General features: G+C 61.5%; 17 protein-coding genes. 5 read left to right on the top strand and 12 right to left on the bottom strand.

Annotated features, from left to right (window positions below; genetic code table 11):
* Positions 1-77: 77 nt before the first annotated feature.
* The 5 genes from glgA to asd all read right to left on the bottom strand — a co-directional run bounded on the left by glgA (position 78) and on the right by asd (position 8,577).
* Positions 78-1,514: a glycogen synthase GlgA gene (glgA, locus tag ACK3SD_RS00810; protein ID WP_481126474.1), complete on the bottom strand. Its 1,437-nt coding sequence runs from the start codon at positions 1,512-1,514 to the stop codon at positions 78-80.
* Between the two features lie 132 nt (positions 1,515-1,646).
* Complete coding sequence (gene glgC / locus ACK3SD_RS00805) at positions 1,647-2,942, bottom strand: glucose-1-phosphate adenylyltransferase (protein WP_481126473.1); 1,296 nt, start codon at positions 2,940-2,942, stop codon at positions 1,647-1,649.
* 12 nt (positions 2,943-2,954) lie between these two features.
* Positions 2,955-4,940, bottom strand: a complete 1,986-nt coding sequence (gene glgX / locus ACK3SD_RS00800) for a glycogen debranching protein GlgX (RefSeq protein WP_481126472.1) — start codon at positions 4,938-4,940, stop codon at positions 2,955-2,957.
* Positions 4,937-7,123 (bottom strand): 1,4-alpha-glucan branching enzyme, encoded by a 2,187-nt coding sequence (glgB, locus tag ACK3SD_RS00795; RefSeq protein ID WP_481126471.1) that lies wholly within the window; start codon positions 7,121-7,123, stop codon positions 4,937-4,939. The genes glgX and glgB overlap by 4 nt, the downstream gene beginning before the upstream one ends.
* Positions 7,124-7,473: 350 nt before the next feature.
* Entirely contained in the window at positions 7,474-8,577 is a 1,104-nt protein-coding gene (asd, locus tag ACK3SD_RS00790; RefSeq protein WP_481126470.1) for an aspartate-semialdehyde dehydrogenase, read from the bottom strand.
* 270 nt (positions 8,578-8,847) lie between these two features.
* Here asd and ACK3SD_RS00785 point away from each other — a divergent pair, with 270 nt between their 5' ends.
* The gene (locus ACK3SD_RS00785; protein WP_481126469.1) at positions 8,848-9,441 is read left to right on the top strand and encodes a YhgN family NAAT transporter; all 594 of its coding nucleotides are present in this window, start codon (positions 8,848-8,850) and stop codon (positions 9,439-9,441) included.
* Positions 9,442-9,496: 55 nt separating this feature from the next.
* On the opposite strand, the gene gntT is transcribed toward ACK3SD_RS00785, so the two are convergent.
* Positions 9,497-10,813: a gluconate transporter gene (gntT, locus tag ACK3SD_RS00780; protein ID WP_481126468.1), complete on the bottom strand. Its 1,317-nt coding sequence runs from the start codon at positions 10,811-10,813 to the stop codon at positions 9,497-9,499.
* 274 nt (positions 10,814-11,087) lie between these two features.
* Here gntT and ACK3SD_RS00775 point away from each other — a divergent pair, with 274 nt between their 5' ends.
* The gene (locus tag ACK3SD_RS00775; protein ID WP_137761857.1) at positions 11,088-11,603 is read left to right on the top strand and encodes a gluconokinase; all 516 of its coding nucleotides are present in this window, start codon (positions 11,088-11,090) and stop codon (positions 11,601-11,603) included.
* Between the two features lie 3 nt (positions 11,604-11,606).
* Here the strand turns inward: ACK3SD_RS00775 and gntR are convergent, their stop codons facing one another.
* The 5 genes from gntR to ACK3SD_RS00750 all read right to left on the bottom strand — a co-directional run bounded on the left by gntR (position 11,607) and on the right by ACK3SD_RS00750 (position 16,664).
* Positions 11,607-12,602 (bottom strand): gluconate operon transcriptional repressor GntR, encoded by a 996-nt coding sequence (gene gntR, locus ACK3SD_RS00770; RefSeq protein WP_481126467.1) that lies wholly within the window; start codon positions 12,600-12,602, stop codon positions 11,607-11,609.
* A 76-nt stretch (positions 12,603-12,678) separates the two neighbouring features.
* The gene (locus ACK3SD_RS00765; RefSeq protein WP_481126466.1) at positions 12,679-13,602 is read right to left on the bottom strand and encodes a LacI family DNA-binding transcriptional regulator; all 924 of its coding nucleotides are present in this window, start codon (positions 13,600-13,602) and stop codon (positions 12,679-12,681) included.
* 21 nt (positions 13,603-13,623) lie between these two features.
* Positions 13,624-13,926, bottom strand: a complete 303-nt coding sequence (locus ACK3SD_RS00760) for a PTS lactose/cellobiose transporter subunit IIA (RefSeq protein WP_137761854.1) — start codon at positions 13,924-13,926, stop codon at positions 13,624-13,626.
* Positions 13,923-15,317 carry a glycoside hydrolase family 1 protein gene (locus ACK3SD_RS00755; RefSeq protein WP_481126465.1) on the bottom strand — a complete coding sequence of 465 codons (1,395 nt, stop codon included), beginning with the start codon at positions 15,315-15,317 and terminating at the stop codon, positions 13,923-13,925. Before ACK3SD_RS00755 ends, ACK3SD_RS00760 begins: the two co-directional genes overlap by 4 nt.
* Before the next feature lie 24 nt (positions 15,318-15,341).
* Positions 15,342-16,664, bottom strand: a complete 1,323-nt coding sequence (locus ACK3SD_RS00750; RefSeq protein ID WP_481126464.1) for a PTS sugar transporter subunit IIC — start codon at positions 16,662-16,664, stop codon at positions 15,342-15,344.
* A 787-nt stretch (positions 16,665-17,451) separates the two neighbouring features.
* On the opposite strand from ACK3SD_RS00750, the gene ACK3SD_RS00745 reads away from it, so the two are divergent.
* The 3 genes from ACK3SD_RS00745 to ACK3SD_RS00735 are packed head-to-tail and all read left to right on the top strand — an operon-like array spanning position 17,452 to position 18,272.
* Positions 17,452-17,610, top strand: coding sequence for a hypothetical protein (locus ACK3SD_RS00745; protein ID WP_481126463.1), 159 nt, complete (start codon positions 17,452-17,454; stop codon positions 17,608-17,610).
* A 3-nt stretch (positions 17,611-17,613) separates the two neighbouring features.
* The gene (locus tag ACK3SD_RS00740) at positions 17,614-17,949 is read left to right on the top strand and encodes an autotransporter domain-containing protein (RefSeq protein ID WP_481126462.1); all 336 of its coding nucleotides are present in this window, start codon (positions 17,614-17,616) and stop codon (positions 17,947-17,949) included.
* Positions 17,950-17,951: 2 nt separating this feature from the next.
* Complete coding sequence (locus ACK3SD_RS00735; protein ID WP_481126461.1) at positions 17,952-18,272, top strand: hypothetical protein; 321 nt, start codon at positions 17,952-17,954, stop codon at positions 18,270-18,272.
* Between the two features lie 188 nt (positions 18,273-18,460).
* Here ACK3SD_RS00735 and ACK3SD_RS00730 read toward each other — a convergent pair whose 3' ends face one another.
* The gene (locus tag ACK3SD_RS00730; protein WP_481126460.1) at positions 18,461-19,156 is read right to left on the bottom strand and encodes a pirin family protein; all 696 of its coding nucleotides are present in this window, start codon (positions 19,154-19,156) and stop codon (positions 18,461-18,463) included.
* Positions 19,157-19,266 lie beyond the last annotated feature (110 nt).

Genomic DNA, 19,266 nt, shown 5'->3' with positions numbered 1-19,266 from the left:
ACTTAATAAAGGTCGGCCACGATCTGCCGCAGCCGGGAGATAGCGCGCCGGCCTGTGGGGCCGGCGCAGGGGTCGTATCAGCCCAGTAATCGTTGGTACAACGCCTTGTAGGACTGCGCCGCCACCTGCCAGGAGAAGTCGAGGCTCATGGCGTGCTGCTGCACGTGCCGCCAGTGCTTCTGGCGCGTCCAGAGCACCATCGCGCGCCGTACCGCTTGGCTGAGCGATTGTGCCGTGGTGTCCTCGAACACAAAGCCGCTGGCGGTGCCGTCCGCCAGATTCTCCAGCGAGCAGTCCACCACGGTGTCAGCCAGCCCACCGGTGCGGCGTACCAGTGGCAGGGTGCCATATTTCAGGCCGTAGAGTTGGGTCAGGCCGCACGGTTCGAACCGGCTCGGCACCAGAATCACATCCGCGCCGCCAATGATGCGGTGGGAGAAGGCCTCGTGGTAACCAATCTGCACCCCCACCTGGCCGGGGTAGTCGGCGGCGGCGGCGAGGAACGCCTGTTGCAGCACCGCATCGCCCGCGCCGAGGATCACCATCTGCCCGCCCTGCTCCAGAATGCCCGGCAGTGCGCCGAGCACCAGATCCAGCCCCTTCTGGCTGGTCAGGCGGCTGACGACGGAGAAGACCGGCTTGTTCTCATCCACGTCCAGCCCCATTACCCGTTGCAAATAGGCTTTGTTGATCGCCTTGGCGCGCAGGTTGTCGCCGCTGTAGCGCGCCGACAGCAGGATGTCCGTCTCTGGGTTCCAGATCGCCTCATCCACCCCGTTGAGGATGCCGCTCAGCCGGCCCTCACTTTCGCGCTCCTGCAACAGCCCCTCCATGCCGTAGCCGTAGGCCGGCAGCGTGATCTCATGGGCGTAGGTCGGGCTGACGGCGGTGATGTGGTCGGCGAAGAACAGCCCGGCCTTCAGGTAGGAGATCTGGCCGTAGAACTCCAGCCCGTAGACGCCAAAGAATGACTCCGGGATCTGCAACTCGTGCAAATGGCTGGCGGAGAACAGCCCTTGGTAGGCAAGGTTGTGCACCGTGAAGACCGTCTTCACCGGGTGGCCGCGCGCGGCGATATAGGCGCAGGTCAGCCCGGCATGCCAGTCGTGGGCATGGACGATGTCGGGCTTCCAGAAGTTGTCCAGACCCAGCGCCAGCTCGCTGGCGATCCAGCCGAGCAGGGCAAAGCGCCGGTGGTTGTCCGGATAAGCGTAGAGCGACTGGTCGTGGTAAGGGCTACCGGCGCGGTCATAGAGCGCTGGGGCGTCAATAACGTAGATCCCCACGCCGCGATAGAGGCCGTAACGCACCTCCACCGGCCCGGCAAAGGTGTCCAGATGGCGCACCACATGGGTTTCCGGGATACCCTGCATAATGTCCGGGAAACCGGGAATAAGTACGCGGACGTCAGTCCCTTCCGCGATTTGGGCGGCGGGTAACGCGCCGGTAACATCCGCTAGCCCGCCCGTTTTCAGCAGGGGAAAAAGCTCTGAACACACATGTAAAACCTGCATCGTCGCTCCTGATTGTCGGCTCCGGCGCCTCTGCGCCGGACATCAACTTAAGACATCTGGGGGGCGAAAAAGCCCGCGGACAGATCCTATTGCCGCGGGCAGACTTTCACCCAAGCTGTGCGTCCCGCGGCACTATTGGCCGCGTTCGCCCTCCAACTTGGCCAGCATCGCCCGGGTAACTAACACCACTCCACCTTCTGACAGATAAAACCGCCGGCGATCCTCATCCGGGTTCTCACCGATCACCATGCCCTCCGGGATATGGCAGGCGCGGTCGATGATGCAACGCCGCAAGCGGCAGGATCGCCCAATATTGACATCCGGCAGCAGCACCGAGGAGTCAATGGTACAGAACGAATTGACCCGGACACGCGGGAACAGCACCGAGTGCAGCAGCACCGAGCCAGAGACGATGCAGCCGCCGGAGACCAGCGAGTTCATCGTCATGCCGTGGCTGCCGGAACGATCCTGCACGAACTTCGCTGGCGGCAACGGCTCCATGTGGGTGCGGATCGGCCAGCGGCGGTCATACATGTCCAACTCCGGGGTGACGGAGGCCAGATCCAGGTTGGTGCGCCAGTAGGCATCCAGCGTACCCACATCACGCCAGTAGGGCGGTGCGCCGGGCGTGGAGGTCACGCAGGAGAGCGTGAACGGGTGCGCCCAGGCCTTGCCCTGGTCGGTGATTTTCGGGATCACGTCCTTGCCGAAATCGTGCTCGGAATTGTCCAGCGCCCGATCCTCTTCCAACAGGCGGAACAGAAACTCGGCATTGAAAATGTAGATGCCCATGCTGGCGAGCGCCATATCCGGGTTGCCGGGCATCGGCGGCGGATCCTTGGGCTTCTCGATGAAGTCGCAGATGCGCCCCTCCTCATCGACATGGATCACGCCAAAGTCACGCGCTTCCGCCAGCGGCACCGGCAGGCAGGCAACGGTGCACTCCGCCTCCTTCTGCACGTGGTCGATCAGCATCCGCGAGTAGTCCATTTTGTAGATGTGGTCACCGGCGAGAATGACGATATATTTCGCCTCATAGCGCCGGATAATGTCGATGTTCTGGTAGATGGCATCCGCCGTGCCCTTGTACCAGTTGTCATCTTCATTACGCTGCTGTGCGGGCAGCAGATCCACAAACTCATTCATCTCCTCATTCAGGAACGACCAGCCGCGCTGGATATGCTGCACCAACGTATGGGACTGGTATTGGGTCAGCACGCCGATGCGGCGGATCCCGGAGTTCAGGCAGTTGGAGAGGGCAAAATCGATAATACGGAACTTGCCGCCAAAGTGGACGGCGGGTTTTGCACGGGTAGAGGTTAAATCTTTCAGCCGCGAGCCACGGCCCCCGGCCAGGATCAGCGCCGCCGTTTCGGTGGGCAGTTGCCTGGCCAACATCAAGGCATCTTTATTTTCTAACTTCACCATGGCTGACTCCTTTTATTCCCGCACGAAGACGCAGGTTGCGCGTGCGGGGGCATGCCAGAGCCCATGCTCCGGCCGGTTTTCATCCTGATTGAACGGGTCAACCGCCACCCAGGGGCCCGGCGGCAACGGAACGTCGTCGGCACTCTCTGAGGCGTTAATGACCACCAGCCACCGGCGTGACAGCAGGATCTGCAGATGCTGCTGCGGCCCCCGCTCCCAGCGCTGCACGGTCATCGGCTGCCCCTGACCATTTAGCCACTGCACGTCATCGCCAGCGTCATCCCACCAGCTTTCCCGGCTGAGGGCCGGGATTTGGCGGCGCAGGCGTAGCAGCGCAGCGGTAAAGGCGGTCAGGGAGGCATCCGCGTCGGCCCAGTTAAGCCAGGTCAACTCATTGTCCTGGCAGTAGGCGTTGTTATTGCCCTGCTGGCTCTGTCCCTGTTCATCACCGGCCAGCAGCATGGGCGTTCCATGCGCCAACAACAGCGTGGTTAACAGGGCCTGTTGCGAACGGCGGCGACGTGCACGCACCTCCTCGTCGGCATCAAGACCCTCATGACCGTGGTTATTGCTGTAATTTTCACTGGCCCCGTCCCGGTTGTGCTCACCGTTTGACTGGTTGTGTTTGTGGTTAAAACTCACGGTGTCCTGCAAGGTAAAGCCATCGTGGGCCGTCAGCATATTGATGCTTGCTGCAGGCCGCCGGCCGTCGTGACCAAAGAGATCGCTGGAGCCGGCAAAACGGGTCGCGAACCGCCCCAGCGGCAGGTGGCCCTGCAACCAGAAACGGCGCATGTCATCGCGGAAATGGTCGTTCCACTCGCCAAACGGCGCGGGGAAGTGGCCGAGTTGGTAACCGCCGAGGCCAATGTCCCACGGCTCGGCAATCAGCTTGCACTGGGAGATGACCGGGTCGGCCAGCATCGCCTTCAGCAGCGGCGCGTCCGGCGCGAAGGCGGGCGTGCGCCCCATCACCGGTGCCAGGTCAAAGCGGAAGCCGTCGACGTGGTACACCTCCAGCCAGTGGCGCATACAGCCAATCGCCCAGGCGACCACCTCCTCATCCACCAGCCGCACCGCGTTGCCACAGCCGGTCATGTTGTCGTAGTCGCCGTTGCCGTGCAGCCAGTAGTAGCTGCGGTTGTCCAGCCCGCGCAGGGAGAGCGTCGGGCCAGTGAGATCAATCTCCGCCGTGTGGTTGAAAACGATGTCGAGGATCACCTCAATGCCGTGGCGGTGCAGGGTTTTCACCGCGTCACGGAACTCATCCATCGCCGCCTGCGGCGTCGGCTGGCTGGCGTAGGTCGGCTCCAGCGCATAGAGCGCCAGCGGGTTGTAGCCCCAGTAGTTGCTCAGCCCCTCGCGCTGCAAACGCGGCTCGTCGGCGAAGTGCTGGATCGGCAGCAGCTCCAGCGCGGTGATGCCAAGCGAGGTGAGGTGCTCCAGCATCGCCGGGTGGGCGAGCGCCGCATAGGTGCCGCGCTGCGCCTCCGGGATCGCCGGGTGCCGCTTGGTCAGCCCGCGCACATGGGCCTCATAGATCACCGTCTGGCCCCAGGGGGTGCGCGGCGGGGCGTCATCCTCCCAGTCATATTCCAGGGAGACCACCACGCTCTTGGGCGCGACGGCGGCGCTCTCCTGCGCATCGGGCTGGTCGCCGCCGCCATACAGGCGCGGGTCGTCGGGCACGTCGCCCTCTACCCAGTGCGCGCAGGGGTCAACCAGCAGCTTGTTCGGGTTGAAGCGATGGCCGTTCTGCGGATCAAACGGCCCGTGGGCGCGGAAGCCGTAACGCAGCCCCGGCCGGCCATCGGGCAGGAAGCCATGCCACCAGTTGCCGGTGCGTCCCGGCAGCGGCAGACGCTGCTCGTTGCCGTCGTCATCGAACAGGCAGAGTTCGATGCGCGTGGCATGGGCGGAAAAGACGCTGAAATTGATGCCGTGGGCATCGGCCTGTGCGCCTGGCGGTGTGGATGTTCCCTGCCCCAACTCCGTCATGCGCCCTCCCTCACCAGATAGAGGGTCGCCAGCGGCGGTATCGTCACTTGCAATGAGTGCGGCCGATGGTGGCTGCCCTCTTCGCGGCTCTCAATCACCCCCTCGTTGCCGACATTGCTGCCGCGGTAGAAGTGGGAGTCGGTGTTGATCACCTCGCGGTAGCGGCCCGGCCGGTCGATGCCGATGCGGTAGCCGTAGCGCGGCACCGGGGTAAAGTTGCTGATGGCGATCAGCTCATTGCCAGCGCGGTCGCGGCGGGCGAAGGCGTAGACCGAGTTCTCATGGTCATCCACCACCAGCCACTCGAAGCCCTGCGGCTGGTAGTCCAGCTCATACAGCGCCGTCTGCTGCTGGTAGGTGTGGTTCAGGTCGCGCACCAGCCGCTGCACGCCGCTGTGCCAGCCGTCGTGCCCCTCCAGCAGGTGCCAGTCGAGGCTCTGGTTGAAGTCCCACTCGCGCCCCTGCGCGAACTCGCAGCCCATGAACAACAGCTTCTTGCCGGGGTGCGCCCACATAAAGCCGTAGTAGGCACGCAGGTTGGCGAACTTCTGCCAGGCGTCGCCCGGCATCCGGTCGAGCACTGAGCCTTTGCCGTGCACCACCTCATCGTGGGAGATGGGCAGCACAAAGTTTTCAGTGTAGGCGTAGAGCATACCGAAGGTCAGCTGGTCGTGGTGGTACTTGCGGTGCACCGGATCGAGCTTCATGTAGTTCAGGGTGTCGTGCATCCAGCCGAGGTTCCACTTGTAGTGGAAGCCGAGGCCGCCAGCGTCTGGCGGGTTGGTAACGCCGGGGTAGTCGGTGGACTCCTCCGCCAGCGTCACTGCGCCCGGCAGGGCCTTGCCGAGCGTCTCATTGGTGTAGCGCAGGAAGGCGATCGCCTCTAGGTTCTCGCGGCCGCCGTAGTAGTTCGGCACCCACTGCCCCTCGGCGCGGCTATAGTCGCGGTAGATCATCGACGCCACCGCATCCACCCGCAGGGCGTCGATGCCGTAGCGCTCCACCCAGTAGAAGGCGTTGCCAGCGAGGAAGTTACGCACCTCATGGCGACCATAGTTGTAGATCAGGGTGTTCCAGTCTTGGTGGTAGCCCTCGCGCGGGTCGGCATACTCATAGAGCGAGGTGCCGTCAAAACTCGCCAGCCCGTGGTCATCGCTTGGGAAGTGGCCCGGCACCCAGTCGAGGATGACGTTGATGCCCGCCTCATGCGCTTTTTCAATGAAGGCGCGGAACTCATCCGGCGAGCCGTAGCGGCGCGTCGGCGCATACATGCCGAGCGGCTGGTAGCCCCAGCTGCCATCAAACGGGTGCTCATTGATCGGCAGTAGCTCGATGTGGGTAAAGCCCATCTCTTTGACGTAGCTGACCAACTGCTCGGCCAGTTCGCCGTAGCTCAGCCAGAAATTATTGTCGGTGTGGCGACGCCAGGAGCCGAGGTGCACCTCGTAGATGGAGATGGGCTGGTCGAAGTCATTGGCGCGCTGGCGGGCGGCGTTGCGCGGCACCGAGGCCGGCAGCTTGCTGACGCGTGAGGCAGTCTCCGGGCGCATCTGCGCCTCGAAGGCATAGGGGTCGGCCTTCAGCCGCACATGGCTGTGGCAGTCGATGATCTCATACTTGTAGAGTTGGCCGGGTTTCACGTTCGGCAGGAACAGCTCCCAGATGCCATTCTCCCGGCGCAGGCGCATCGGGTGGCGGCGGCCATCCCAGAAGTTGAACTCCCCCACCACCGAGACTCGCACCGCGTTGGGTGCCCAGACCGCAAAGCTGACGCCCTCGATGCCATCCAGCGTGGTGGGGTGCGCGCCGAGCCGCTCATAGGGGCGCAGGTGGGTGCCCTCGGAGAGCAGCCAGATATCGAGATCCTGCAACAGCGGGCCAAAGCGGTAGGGGTCTTCAATCACTACCGTCTCGTCACCCCAGGTGACCTGAAGCTGGTAGTGGAAAGCATTCTTTCGCCGCGGCAGCAGCCCGACAAAAAAACCACGTTCATCCCGGCGATGCAGGTTGACCACTTTCCGGTTGCTTTGGGCATCAATCACCCATACATCCGTTGCCTCCGGCAACAGTGCCCGGACTTCCAACCCGGCCGCAACTTTATGCATTCCCAGCAGCGAAAAGGGGTCGGTATAGTGTCCGGCAATAATCTTGTTGATCACATGTTGATCGGGAAGAACTGACATGGCATTTCATCCTGTAATTAATGGCAACAATAAAATCAATAAATTCATTTAAGTACCAATCGATCGTCCTGACCCATCATTTGTCCTTTTTATCCTCAAAAGCGTGAGCCAGCCCGTTTATTTACTCTTTGTCATCTTCATTGCGCATAATTTGAGGGTAAGGGGGTCTCCGGCCAGCCTTTGCCGGGGTGCGCTTTCACAGCTAAGCATAGTCAATGGTTTTAAAGAAACTCAGCGAAGCGGCAGGATTTTTATCAGCAAAGAAAAAAGCAGAAAATGGCGCGAGCGCGTGGCGCGCGAGGGCGATCACAAAATAAAGAAAAGGGCGCATTACGCGCCCTTTCGAAAGATTACAGCAGGATGCGCAACATGCGGCGCAACGGTTCGGCGGCGCCCCATAGCAGCTGGTCGCCGACGGTGAAGGCGGAGAGGTACTCCGGCCCCATGTTTAGCTTGCGCAGGCGGCCGACCGGGGTGTTGAGGGTGCCGGTAACGGCGGCGGGCGTCAGCTCGCGCATCGACAGCTCGCGGTCATTCGGGATGACGCGCACCCAGTCATTGTGGGTCGCCAGCATGTGCTCGATGTCCGGGATCGCCACGTCCTGCTTCAGCTTGATGGTGAAGGCCTGGCTGTGGCAGCGCAGCGCGCCGATGCGCACGCAGAGGCCATCCACCGGGATCAGGGTCTGGGTGTTGAGGATTTTGTTGGTCTCCGCCTGCCCTTTCCACTCCTCTTTGCTCTGGCCGTTCTCCAGCGCCTTGTCGATCCACGGGATCAGGCCGCCCGCCAGCGGTACGCCGAACTGGTCGATCGGCAGGCTGCCGCTGCGGGTCAGCGCCGTGACCTTGCGCTCGATGTCGAGGATGGCGGAAGCTGGGTCTTGCAGCTCTTTCGCCACTTCACTGTGCAGCATCCCCATCTGGGTCAGCAGCTCACGCATGTGGCGCGCGCCGCCGCCGGAGGCCGCCTGATAGGTGGCAACCGAGACCCACTCCACCAGATCCTGCGCGAACAGGCCGCCGAGGGACATCAGCATCAGGCTGACGGTGCAGTTGCCGCCGACGAAGGTTTTGATGCCGCGATCCACGCCCTGACGGATCACCTCATGGTTGACCGGGTCGAGGATGATGATGGCGTCATCTTTCATGCGCAGCGAGGAGGCGGCGTCAATCCAGTAGCCCTGCCAGCCGCTTTCACGCAGCTTCGGATAAATTTCGTTGGTATAATCGCCGCCCTGGCACGTCACGATGATATCCAGCGCGCGCAGGGCCTCCAGGTCATAGGCATCCTGCAGGGTGCCGGTCTGGCCAGTGAAGGCCGGGGCCGCCTGGCCATGCTGGGAGGTGGAGAAGAAGACCGGACGGATGGCGTCAAAGTCGCGCTCTTCAATCATGCGTTGCATGAGTACCGAGCCGACCATGCCGCGCCAGCCAACGAAACCTACATTTTTCATAATTACTGCCCTGCGGTAAGAGGTAGTGATAACGCGTGGCGCGCGCCGGGCGGCATTTTTGCCGGGCGCGCGCGCTCTGACTCACACCTTACAAAATGTATAAGAAGTCGCAAGTGAATTTATTCGATGTCATCGCCAGGGTTAGCAGCGTTGCTAATATAGAGCCAGTTTATCGGCAAAACTGGCGTTGAATCGTGGCCTGCTGGTTTATTTGCGAAAAAAAGAGAAAAACATTCTGCCGGCCATGCCGGTCACTTTTTTGAGGTAACAATGACTGAGATGATCTCGGCAACGGTGTTGCTGTTTTTAATTATGGATCCGTTGGGCAACCTGCCTATTTTCATGTCAGTGCTCAAGCACCTGGAGCCAAAGCGCCGCCGGGTGATTGTGATCCGCGAGATGCTGATCGCGCTGCTGCTGATGCTGCTGTTCCTGTTTGCCGGCGAGCGCATTCTGGCCTTTTTGAGCCTGCGCACCGAGACGGTCTCCATCTCGGGCGGCATCATCCTGTTTTTGATTGCCATCAAGATGATCTTCCCCGCCCATGAGTCCAACAGCACCGGTCTGCCAGCGGGCGAGGAGCCCTTTTTGGTGCCGCTGGCGATCCCGCTGGTAGCCGGCCCCTCCATTTTGGCGGCGCTGATGCTGCTCTCGCACCAGTATCCGAACCAGATCTCTCATCTGGTGCTGGCGCTGATGATTGCCTGGGGCATCTCGGTGGTGATTCTGATGCTCTCTGACCTCTTCCTGCGCCTGCTGGGCGACAAGGGCGTCAGCGCACTGGAGCGGCTGATGGGCCTGATTCTGGTGATGCTCTCCACCCAGATGTTCCTTGATGGCATCCGCGCTTACCTCAAGCTGTAGGCGAGCGGGCAATAAAAAAGCGGGCCAAGGCCCGCTTTTTTTACGCCTGTGGCTATCACACCACGTTGGAGAGCAGCAAACAGCCCACCAGCCCGCAGACCGAAATGATGGTCTCCAGCACCGACCAGGATTTGATGGTTTCCATGATGGTCAGGTTGAAGTACTCCTTGAACAGCCAGAAGCCGGGGTCATTCACATGGGAGAAGATGACGCTGCCGGAACCGACCGCAATCACCATCAGCTCCGGGCTGACGCCGGTGGAGGCGATCAGTGGCGCGGCGATGCCGCCGGCAGTGATGGCCGCCACGGTGGCGGAGCCGAGCGCGATGCGCAGCACAGCGGCGATCGACCACGCCATCAGCAGCGGTGAGACGTTGGTGCCGGTCATCAGGCCAGCGATATATTTATCTACGCCGCTCTCCACCAGCACCTGCTTGAATGCGCCGCCGCCGCCGATGATCAGCAGCATCATGGCGATCAGTTTGATGGAGTCGCTCAGCGTCTGCATCACGTCATCCATGGAGCGGCCACGGTTCAGGCCAAAGGTGAAGATGCCGATCAGCACCGCAATCAGCGTTGCCATCACCGGGTCGCCGAAGAACTCGGCGTAAGGCAGGATGGCGTGGCCCTTCGGCAGCACCATCTCCGCCACAGCGCGCGCGGCCATCAGGATCACCGGCACCAGCGAGGTGGCGACGCTGACGGCAAAGCTTGGCATCTCCGCTTCGGTGAACTCTTTCGGGTTGTACATGCCCTGCGGCACTGGCTTATCAATACGCTTCAGGAAACGGGCGTAGACCGGGCCAGCCAGGATCACGGTCGGGATGCCGAGTAGCGAGCCATAGAGCAGCGTCTTGCCCATGTCCGCGTGGAACAGGGTGGCGATGGCGGTCGGGCCGGGGTGCGGCGGCAGGAAGCCGTGGGTGACGGAGAGCGCCGCCGCCATCGGCACGCCGACATAGAGCAGCGGGATGCGCGCCGAGGCCGCGATGGTGAACACCAGCGGCAGCAGCAGCACGAAGCCCACTTCGTAGAACAGCGCGAAGCCGACGGTAAAGCCGGTCAGCACCACCGCCCACTGGATGTGCTCACGGCCAAATTTGTTGATGAGCGTGGTGGCGATGCGCTGCGCGCCGCCGCAGTCCGCCAGCAGTTTGCCGAGCATGGCACCGAAGCCCATGATCAGCGCCAGACTGCCGAGGGTGCCGCCGACACCAGCCTTGATGGCAGCGATCACTTTGTCCACTGGCATCCCCTGCATCACCCCCACGGCCAGCGCGACCAAAATCAGGGCGATGAAGCCATTGAGCTTCAGGCGGATCATCAAAATCAGTAACAGGATGACGCCAATGGCGACGATGAGTAAGGGCATAGTATGTACCTTTTTACCGCATTCTCCCCGCCGGAACGGGGCGCGTTCGTTGTCAGTTTGCCGTCTGCCGGCCGGGCAGAACGGTGCAGGGATCGCGCGCGACGCGCGGGATAATCGGTTTTCGATGTTGTTCAAAGGTGAAAAAAGGAGAGTGTTCTATCCTGTGATAGTAGTCACATCTCCCCATGTTACCGGTATCATGATACCGGTAACATGCTAAGATACGAACACACCCCCCAGGCGAAATTCACATTTTGAGATAGAGATCAAACTTATGGCAGGACACAGCATTATCTTGATGGGCGTCTCTGGCAGCGGCAAAACCACTGTCGGCGCCCGCGTCGCCCGTGAAATCAATGCCAAGTTTATTGATGGCGACGATCTGCACCCGCGCGCCAACATTGACAAGATGGGCGGCGGCACGCCGCTGAACGATGAAGACCGCGCGCCCTGGCTGGAGCGCCTGAGTGACGCCGCCTACAGCCTGGCGCACAAAAATGAGAATGGCATCATCGTCTGCTCCGCCCTGAAGCGCCGCTACCGCGACCGCCTGCGTGAAGGCAATGAGAAGATGCTGTTCCTCTATCTGAAAGGCAGTTTTGACACCATCCTGACGCGCATGAAGGCACGCTCCGGCCACTTCATGCCGACCGAACTGCTGAAGACGCAGTTTGACGCGCTGGAAGAGCCAGCCAGTGATGAGAAAGATGTGCTGTTTGTCGATATCGACGGTGACATTGATGAGGTGGTGCGCCGCTGCGTCACGGCGCTGAAGGATTACCAGCGCTAAGCCTCAGATGCTGCCGCCCGGCGAGAGGGTAAAGCCGACGTCCACCATGCGCGGCGTCACGCTCTCGCCGCGCAACCGCGCCAGCAGCCGCTCGGCGCCGATCTGCCCCATCCGCTCGCGCGGCGTCACCACGCTCGCCAGCCTCGGCTCCATCGCCTGACCAATGTCATGGCCGTGGAAGCCCGCCACCGCCATATCCTGCGGGATACGCAGCCCCTGCCGCTGGCACTCAAACACCGCCCCCACTGCCAAATCATCATTGGTGCAGAAGACGCTGTCGATCTGCGGGTGGCGCGCCTGCGCCTCGCGCAGCAGCTCGCCCCCGGCAGAGTAGGAGGAGGAGCGGTGGGTCATCATGCTCGCTGGCGTCAGCCCCGATTCACGCATCGCCTGCTCATAACCCTGCTGCTTGATCAGGGTGCGTTCATCCTGCCGCGCCCCGAGGTAGACCACGTGGCGATGGCCGCGCGCGATGATCTGCTGCGTCATCTGGCGCGCCGCCTCAAAGTTATTGAACCCCACCGCCAGATCGAGGCAGGGGGTGACGCAGTCCATCAGCTCCACCACCGGGATACCGGCCACCTCAATCATCTTCAGCGTGCGCAGGGTGTGCTGCCGCTCCGAGAGGATCAGCCCGTCAATATTGTAGGAGAGCAGCGACATCAGCCGTTGCTCTTCGCGCTGCTGCTGGTAGCCGTAGTGGGCCAGCATGGTCTGGTAGCCGTGGGCATCGGTGACGCTCTCAATGCCGCGCAGCACTTCCGCAAATACCTGATTGGTCAATGAGGGGAGCAGCACGCCGATGGCGCGGCTTTTGGCGTTCGAAAGGATGTCCGGCGCGCGGTTGGGAATGTAGCCCAGCTCATCCAGCGCCGCGGAGATTTTGGCCTGCAACGCCTCGGAAACCTGTCCCGGATTGCGCAGGTAGCGGCTGACCGTCATCTTGGTGACGCCGACCTGGTCGGCAACGTCCTGGAGCACTGGCCTTTTTTTCTTCATTATCAACGCGCTGGCTAAAAGTGGGCGAAACGCTAGTGTAACAAAATTTTCATGCCGGCGATATTCACCGCCCGGATCAGGGCGTGATGAGCCGGCCACGGATGCGGGTCGCGGCGTCATGCCCCAGCAGCCGCTCCACCCCCTGTTGCGCCAACGCCTCCAGCGAGTAGGCGATGGCTGGCATCGGCGGCGCACCGGGCGCGGCCTGCGAGCCGTCAAGGCTGAAGACCATCACTTCACGCGGCACCGCCCGTCGTTGGGCGGCGAGGATCGCCATCGCCTCACGCCCTTGGTGATCGTCGGGCACCAGCAGCGCGTTGCAGCCGGGATCCTGGCTGAGCAACGTCGCGATGGCCGGGGCGAGCGCTGGCGGCGCGTCCAGAATACGCTGGCGATGGTAGGGGATCAGGTGGCTCTCCAGCGCCTGCCGGTAGCCGAGCAGCACGCTGTCAGCCGCCTCGCCCGCCGGGTGGTTGAGCAGCGCAATGTTGCGCCGCCCCTGTGAAATCAGGTAGCGGGTGGCGGTCTCGGCGGCGAAGCAGTGATCGAAGCCGATGCTGTGGGCATTGGCGGCGGGCGTCAGGCACTCCAGCAGCAGCACGCCCTCCGGCAGCGGCGGCAGGGCAAAGCGCGCGCCGACGATCACCCTGGCGTCGCACAGGCCGCGTCCCAGCTCCCGTAGCGCGTGCGCCACGCCGTCAGCATCATTGGCGAAGCGCAACAGCAGGTGCTTACCGTGGCGGCGCAGCTCCCCCTCCAGCGCATAGAGGTAACCGGTGCCGAGTTGCATCGGCTCGGTGGCGCAGATCACCCCGACGCAGCCGGTGGCGTGGTTGCTGAGCGACTGGGCGATGGCATTGGGCTGGTAGTCCAGCGTCTCCACCGCGCGCAGCACCGCCTCGCGGCTCTCTGGCCGGACGCCGCGGCTGCCATTCAGCACCCGCGACACCGTCGCCTTGGAGACCTGCGCCAGCCGCGACACGTCGTTGATATTCGCCATGATCCCCCTCCCGCCCCGGCGCTACCGCTGGTAGAGCCTGACCATCTCTTCAATCAGTTCACGCGCCAGAATAGCATTCATCAGATGATCCTGCGCATGTACCATGATCAGGGTCATCGGCATTTTGCCCTCGCCAGCGTCCTCCTCAATCAGCTGCGTCTGCACCCGATGCGCGGCGTGGGCGTAGGTGTCCGCCTCCTTCAGCAGCGCCTGCGCCTGCTCAAAGTTGCCCTCGCGCGCGGCGTAGAGCGCCTCGAAGCAGAGGCTGCGCGTCTGCCCGGCGTTGACGATAATCTCCATGACGGTGGTTTCCAGATCTCTCATGCTGCGTCTCCCTCAAACCCATTGTTGGTGGCGATGGCGGCAAACCATTCGCCGCTCTTTTTCACACGGCGCTGCTGGCTGGTGAGATCAAGCTCGACCAGCCCATAGCGGTTTTTGTAGGCGTTACACCATGACCAGTTATCGATAAAGGTCCACATGTGGTAGCCCAAGCAGCGGCTGCCCTCACTGATGCCGCGGTGCAGCCAGATCAGGTGCTCGCGCACAAAGTCGATGCGGTAGTCATCCTGAATGCGCCCCTGTTGCAGGAAGCGCTGCTCGTTCTCGACGCCCATGCCGTTCTCTGAGATAAAACAGCGCGGGTTGCCGTAGTGGAGCCGCAGGTTGGTCAGAATGTCATAGATGCCTGGCTCATAGATCTCCCAGCCGCGATAGGGGTTCATCTTGCGTCCCGGCATCTCGTAACTGGCGAAGAACCACTCCGGCATGAAGGGGTTGTCCGGGTTGACCAGCGTGTCCCGGCATTTGATGCGGCGCGGCTGGTAGTAGTTGATGCCGAGCAGATCGACCACCCCGTCGGCCAGCAGCTCGCGGTCGCCCGGCTGGCTCACCGGCAACTGGCCATGCTGCGCCAGCAGGGAGACCAGCTCCTCCGGGTAGTGGCCGCGCAACGCCGGGTCAAGGAAGCTGCGGTTGAACATCAAATCGGCGATGTGCGCCGCCGCCACGTCCGCCGGGTTCTGCGAACGCGGATAGGAGGGCGTCAAGTTGAGGATGATGCCAATCTCCCCGGCCTGCCCGCGCTGGCGGAAGCGGCGCACCGCCCCGGCGTGGGCCAGCATGGTGTGGTAGGCCACCGTCGCCGCGCGCCGGAAATCCACCACGTTCGGATAGTGGAAGTCATAGAGGTAGCCCCCCTCCACCGGCACGATCGGCTCGTTGAAGGTGAACCAGTGCGTCACCCGATCGCCAAACAGCGCGAAGCAGGTGTCGGCGTAATCAACGTAGGCCGCCACCACCTCGCGGCTCTCCCATCCCCCCTCCTCTTGCAGGCACATCGGCATGTCGAAGTGGAACAGGTTGATGAACGGCGTGATGCCCTGCGCCAGCAGCTCATCAATCATCTGGTTATAGAATGTCACCGCCTCGGCATTCGGCTCGCCGCGCCCAGTTGGCAGCAGCCGCGCCCAGGAGATTGAGGTGCGGAAGGTGTTATGGCCAAGCCGCTTCAGCAGCGCAATGTCCTCGCGCCAGTGCTGGTAAAAAGTAGAGGTATCCTGTGGCCCCACCCGCTGGTGGAAACGCCCCGGCTGCTCGCGGAACCAGCGGTCCCAGATGGTTTCACTCTTGCCGAAATTCAGGCTCTCGCCCTCGGTCTGCGGCGCGGAACTGGCGCTGCCCCACCAGAAATTGTCCGGAAATTGGTATCTCATCGCTTCCCTCTCGTAAACAGATGGTTACTGACTGACGGTCACGCCCGCCTGCTCCTGCCGGGCGCTCTCCTGCTCCTGACGCAGCAGACTGCGCTCATAGGCTTTCAGGAACGGGTAGTACATGACCGCAGAGAGCACCATGCAGAACAGGCACATCACCACCGGGCTTAAGGCCCAGTTGGCCGCCCAGGAGGCACCGATCGGCGCGGGCGTGGTCCAGGGGGTCAGTGACACTACCTGCGCCACCCAGCCCAGCTTGGTGGCAATGTAGGCAAAGGTGGCGTTCAGCATCGGCACCAGAATGAAAGGCAGGAACATCACCGGGTTCATGATGATAGGCGTGCCAAACAGGATCGGCTCGTTGATGTTGAAGAAGCTCGGCACCACGCCCATCTTGCCGATGGTGCGCAGGTGCACCGCCCGGCTGCGCAGCAGCAGGAAGGCCAGCGGCAGCGTGGAGCCGACGCCGCCAATCAGCAGGTAGTGATCCCAGAAGCCCTGCAAATAGATGTGCGGCAGCGCGCCGCCAGCGGAGAGCGCACTCTGGTTGAGCGCCAGGTTGGTCATCCAGAACGGGTTCATGATGCCGGTGACAATCAACGCGCCGTGGATGCCGGCGAACCACAGGATCTGGCAGATCAGCACCGAGATGAGGATCGCCGGCAGTGAGTCCGAGGCCGACACCAGCGGGGCCAGCAGGTGCATGATCGCTTCCGGCAAGATCATGCCGGTCAGTGAAGTGATCAGCAGGTTAAGCGGATGCAGGGTAGCGACGATCACGATCACTGGGATCAGGATCTCAAAGGAGCGCGCCACGCCGGTCGGCACCTCTTTCGGCAGGCGGATGGTGATATTGCGCCGCTTGAGGAAGTGGTAGACCTCGGTGCAGTAGATGCCGGTCAGCAGCGCGGTAAAGATCCCCTGCCCGGAGAAGTATTGGGTGGAGATGGTGCCCTCATGGTAGGGCGCGGCCACCAGCAAAAAGCCGCTGAGCGCCAGCAGGCCGGTCATAATTGGGTCGAGCTGGTACTGCTTGCCGAGGCTCGCGCCGATGCCAACGGCGATAAAGAAGGTCATCACCCCCATGCTGAGGTTGAACGGCAGCATCAGTTCATCGCGGTAGCGCAGCGAGAAGTCGAGCCAGGCGCGCGCGAAGCCCCAGGTGGTATCAGCGGCGAAGGGCGGGAAGATAAACACCAGCATAAACGAGCCGATGATCATAAAGGGCAGTGCGGAGGTAAAGCCGTCGCGGATGGCGATAATATACTTCTGCTGCCCCAACGCCCCAGCCAGCGGGGTTATTTTCTGTTCAATCACCTCAACCATTGCCTGATATAAACTGCTCATAACCCTGCCCTTTTCAGTAAACGCATAAAAAGAATGGGGCATGTTACCGCTATGCTTCATGCCGGATTCCTGACTTGGCCCGGGGGGCCGGGTTCTATTTGAGCCAGACATGGAAACCGGTTTCCATCGCCAACAAAGAAATTTGGGAGCGCTTTCAAAGAATCGCCATCAGAGGCGCAACGGTTGTGAAGCGCCTCACGAATCGTGTTGAAACTTTCGCCAGATGTTCTATGACAGCGGCAGGGTATACGGGCAGGTTATGGCGACGCAGGGGAGTGATTATGCGGGGCGGAGCGCGGCGCACAGGCTGAATGCAACGCTTGCATCCGCGGCGTGGTCAGCTCTCGCCACATCTGTCGGCCGCCAATGCTGACCACCAGCAATAGCAGCAACAGGCTTAGCAGACGCTGTATAAATAGGAAAAGCCGCTCTCTTTTCATCCCACTCTCCATGATAATTAATACGCGCCCAGATAACCCCGGCTGGCAGGACAAAGCTATTTATTTTAACTAACGATTGTATTTAGAGCGGATAACTTAGTTGATGGGAAATAAAATTATCGCCCGTGTTCTGCCAGAATTAATAATATTCACTGTAATTTTAACCGTTATTAATCCTTCTCAATACCCTGTATTTCCTTACGTTATTCAGAAACCATTTCTGATTAAAAACCGTCCTGCACTTTTCGGCTGGATGACTATATCCGGCGCAAAAAACACCTTGGCCGCGTTATTTACCCGGCTAATGATATATCTACTATTAAATGCAGGAGCATCCGTTTAAGAGATTGCTTGCCCTGGCCTTCAGCGGCCAAAGCGCTGCGGCGACCCGTTCCAGTTTATTCACTCTCTGCCCGCGCGCCGAATTGGGCAACGACACCGACGATGACATGCTGGCACTGCGTCAGTCGTTCAGCCTCGGCAACCACCCGCTGGCGCTGGAGTAGGATATGGCCCGGCTGGATGGCAGTGGCGCGCAGCAGTCCGACGACAGCGGGCTGGGGAGCGGCTACAGCCAATTCTTTGGCCTGACGCACCAACTGCCGCTCGACGAGGGCTGGGCCTGGCAGAACAGCCTACGCTATGACCTGCACCAGCTCGATAGCAGCCGCATCTCCTCCACCCACGCTGCCCAATACGACCAGCGTTGGCAGTCGCTGGAGTTTCGCAGTGACGCTGGCAAGACCTTCACCCTGCCGCACGACCTGACGCTGACGCCCTACGCCGGTGTCCGGGTACGCCACACGCTGGAGGCGGCTATCAGGAGCAGGGGGCCTATCGCCTGAACATGGACGCGGTAAGTGAAAGCGCCGTGGACGCGGTTGCCGGTCTCCGGCTGGAAGCTGGTGACCTGTACGGCTGGCGCGTCAGTGCCCTATTGGAGGGTGGGCCGAACCTCGGCTATCACCAGAGCCAGCGTACCGCTTCCCTCGCTAGTCACCGCTTCACGCTGGAAGAGGAGCAGACCGGCGGCGGCCTCAACAGCCTGATGCAGCTGGGCGCGCACTATCAGCACGGCCCCGCTACCGTCGGGCTGGACGCCTGGCGCTGGCAGGAGGAGAGCATTCGCGATAAAGGGCTTTCACTGTCAGTGAAATACAACGTCTAAGACACAGGCCGCCCCGGCAGCGGGGCGGTAATAATGAGTCGTGGGTATCAATCAGGCGAATATCAACGGCGGGCGTATTCATTGTTATTGCCAGCCCAACATGGCGGTAATGTGATTAATCACCGGCCAAACTATCCAGACATAAAAAAGGCGATGCCTTGGCATCGCCTTTTATTACCTGTTGCCAATTATACCGATGGCAGGTCAAACAGCAGGATTTCGCTCTCTTCGTCGGCGTGCAGGGTGAGGGCACTCTCATCCCACAGGGCGAAGGCGTCGCTGGTGCCAGCGCGCTGGCCGTTGATCGTAACGCTACCACGCACCACCTGGATCCAGATACGGCGGCCGCTGGCGATGGTGTACTCGCCCGGCTCACCCTTGGCCAGCGCCCAACGCGACAGGGTCATGTCCTGGAACACCTTCAACGAGCCGTCACGCGCATCCGGGGAGAGCACTAACTGGCGGCCCTGCGGTGCGTCAAAGGCGCGCTGCTCATAGCGTGGCGGCAGGCCCTGAGTATCTGGAATGATCCAGATCTGGTAGAGGTGCAGCGGCGCGTCATCACGGCCATTGTACTCAGAGTGCCTTACCCCGGTGCCAGCGCTCATGATCTGGAACTCACCCGCCTGAATCTGCTCTTTGTTGCCCATGCTGTCCTGATGCTCGACGGTGCCGGAGAGCACGTAGGTCAGGATCTCCATGTCTTTGTGTGGGTGGGCACCAAAGCCTTGCCCTGCGTCGATCACGTCTTCGTTAATCACCCGCAGCGCCGAGAAGCCCATAAACTTCGGATCGTGGTAATTCGCGAACGAGAAGGTGTGCCAGCTATCCAGCCAACCGTGGTTGGCGTGTCCGCGATCTTCTGCCTTACGTAAGTAAATCATGTTCAATCCTCCTCAATGTTTTCACTTAGTCTAGCGGCGGACTGAAAAGATGAAAGTGCAATAACTTAACCTCTCTGTTCAAAAAAAATGAACGAGTGGGGAGATGAAGA

The organism is Chimaeribacter sp. YP20170169, from assembly GCF_056739715.1.
This window is presented reverse-complemented; position numbering and strand designations above follow the sequence as displayed.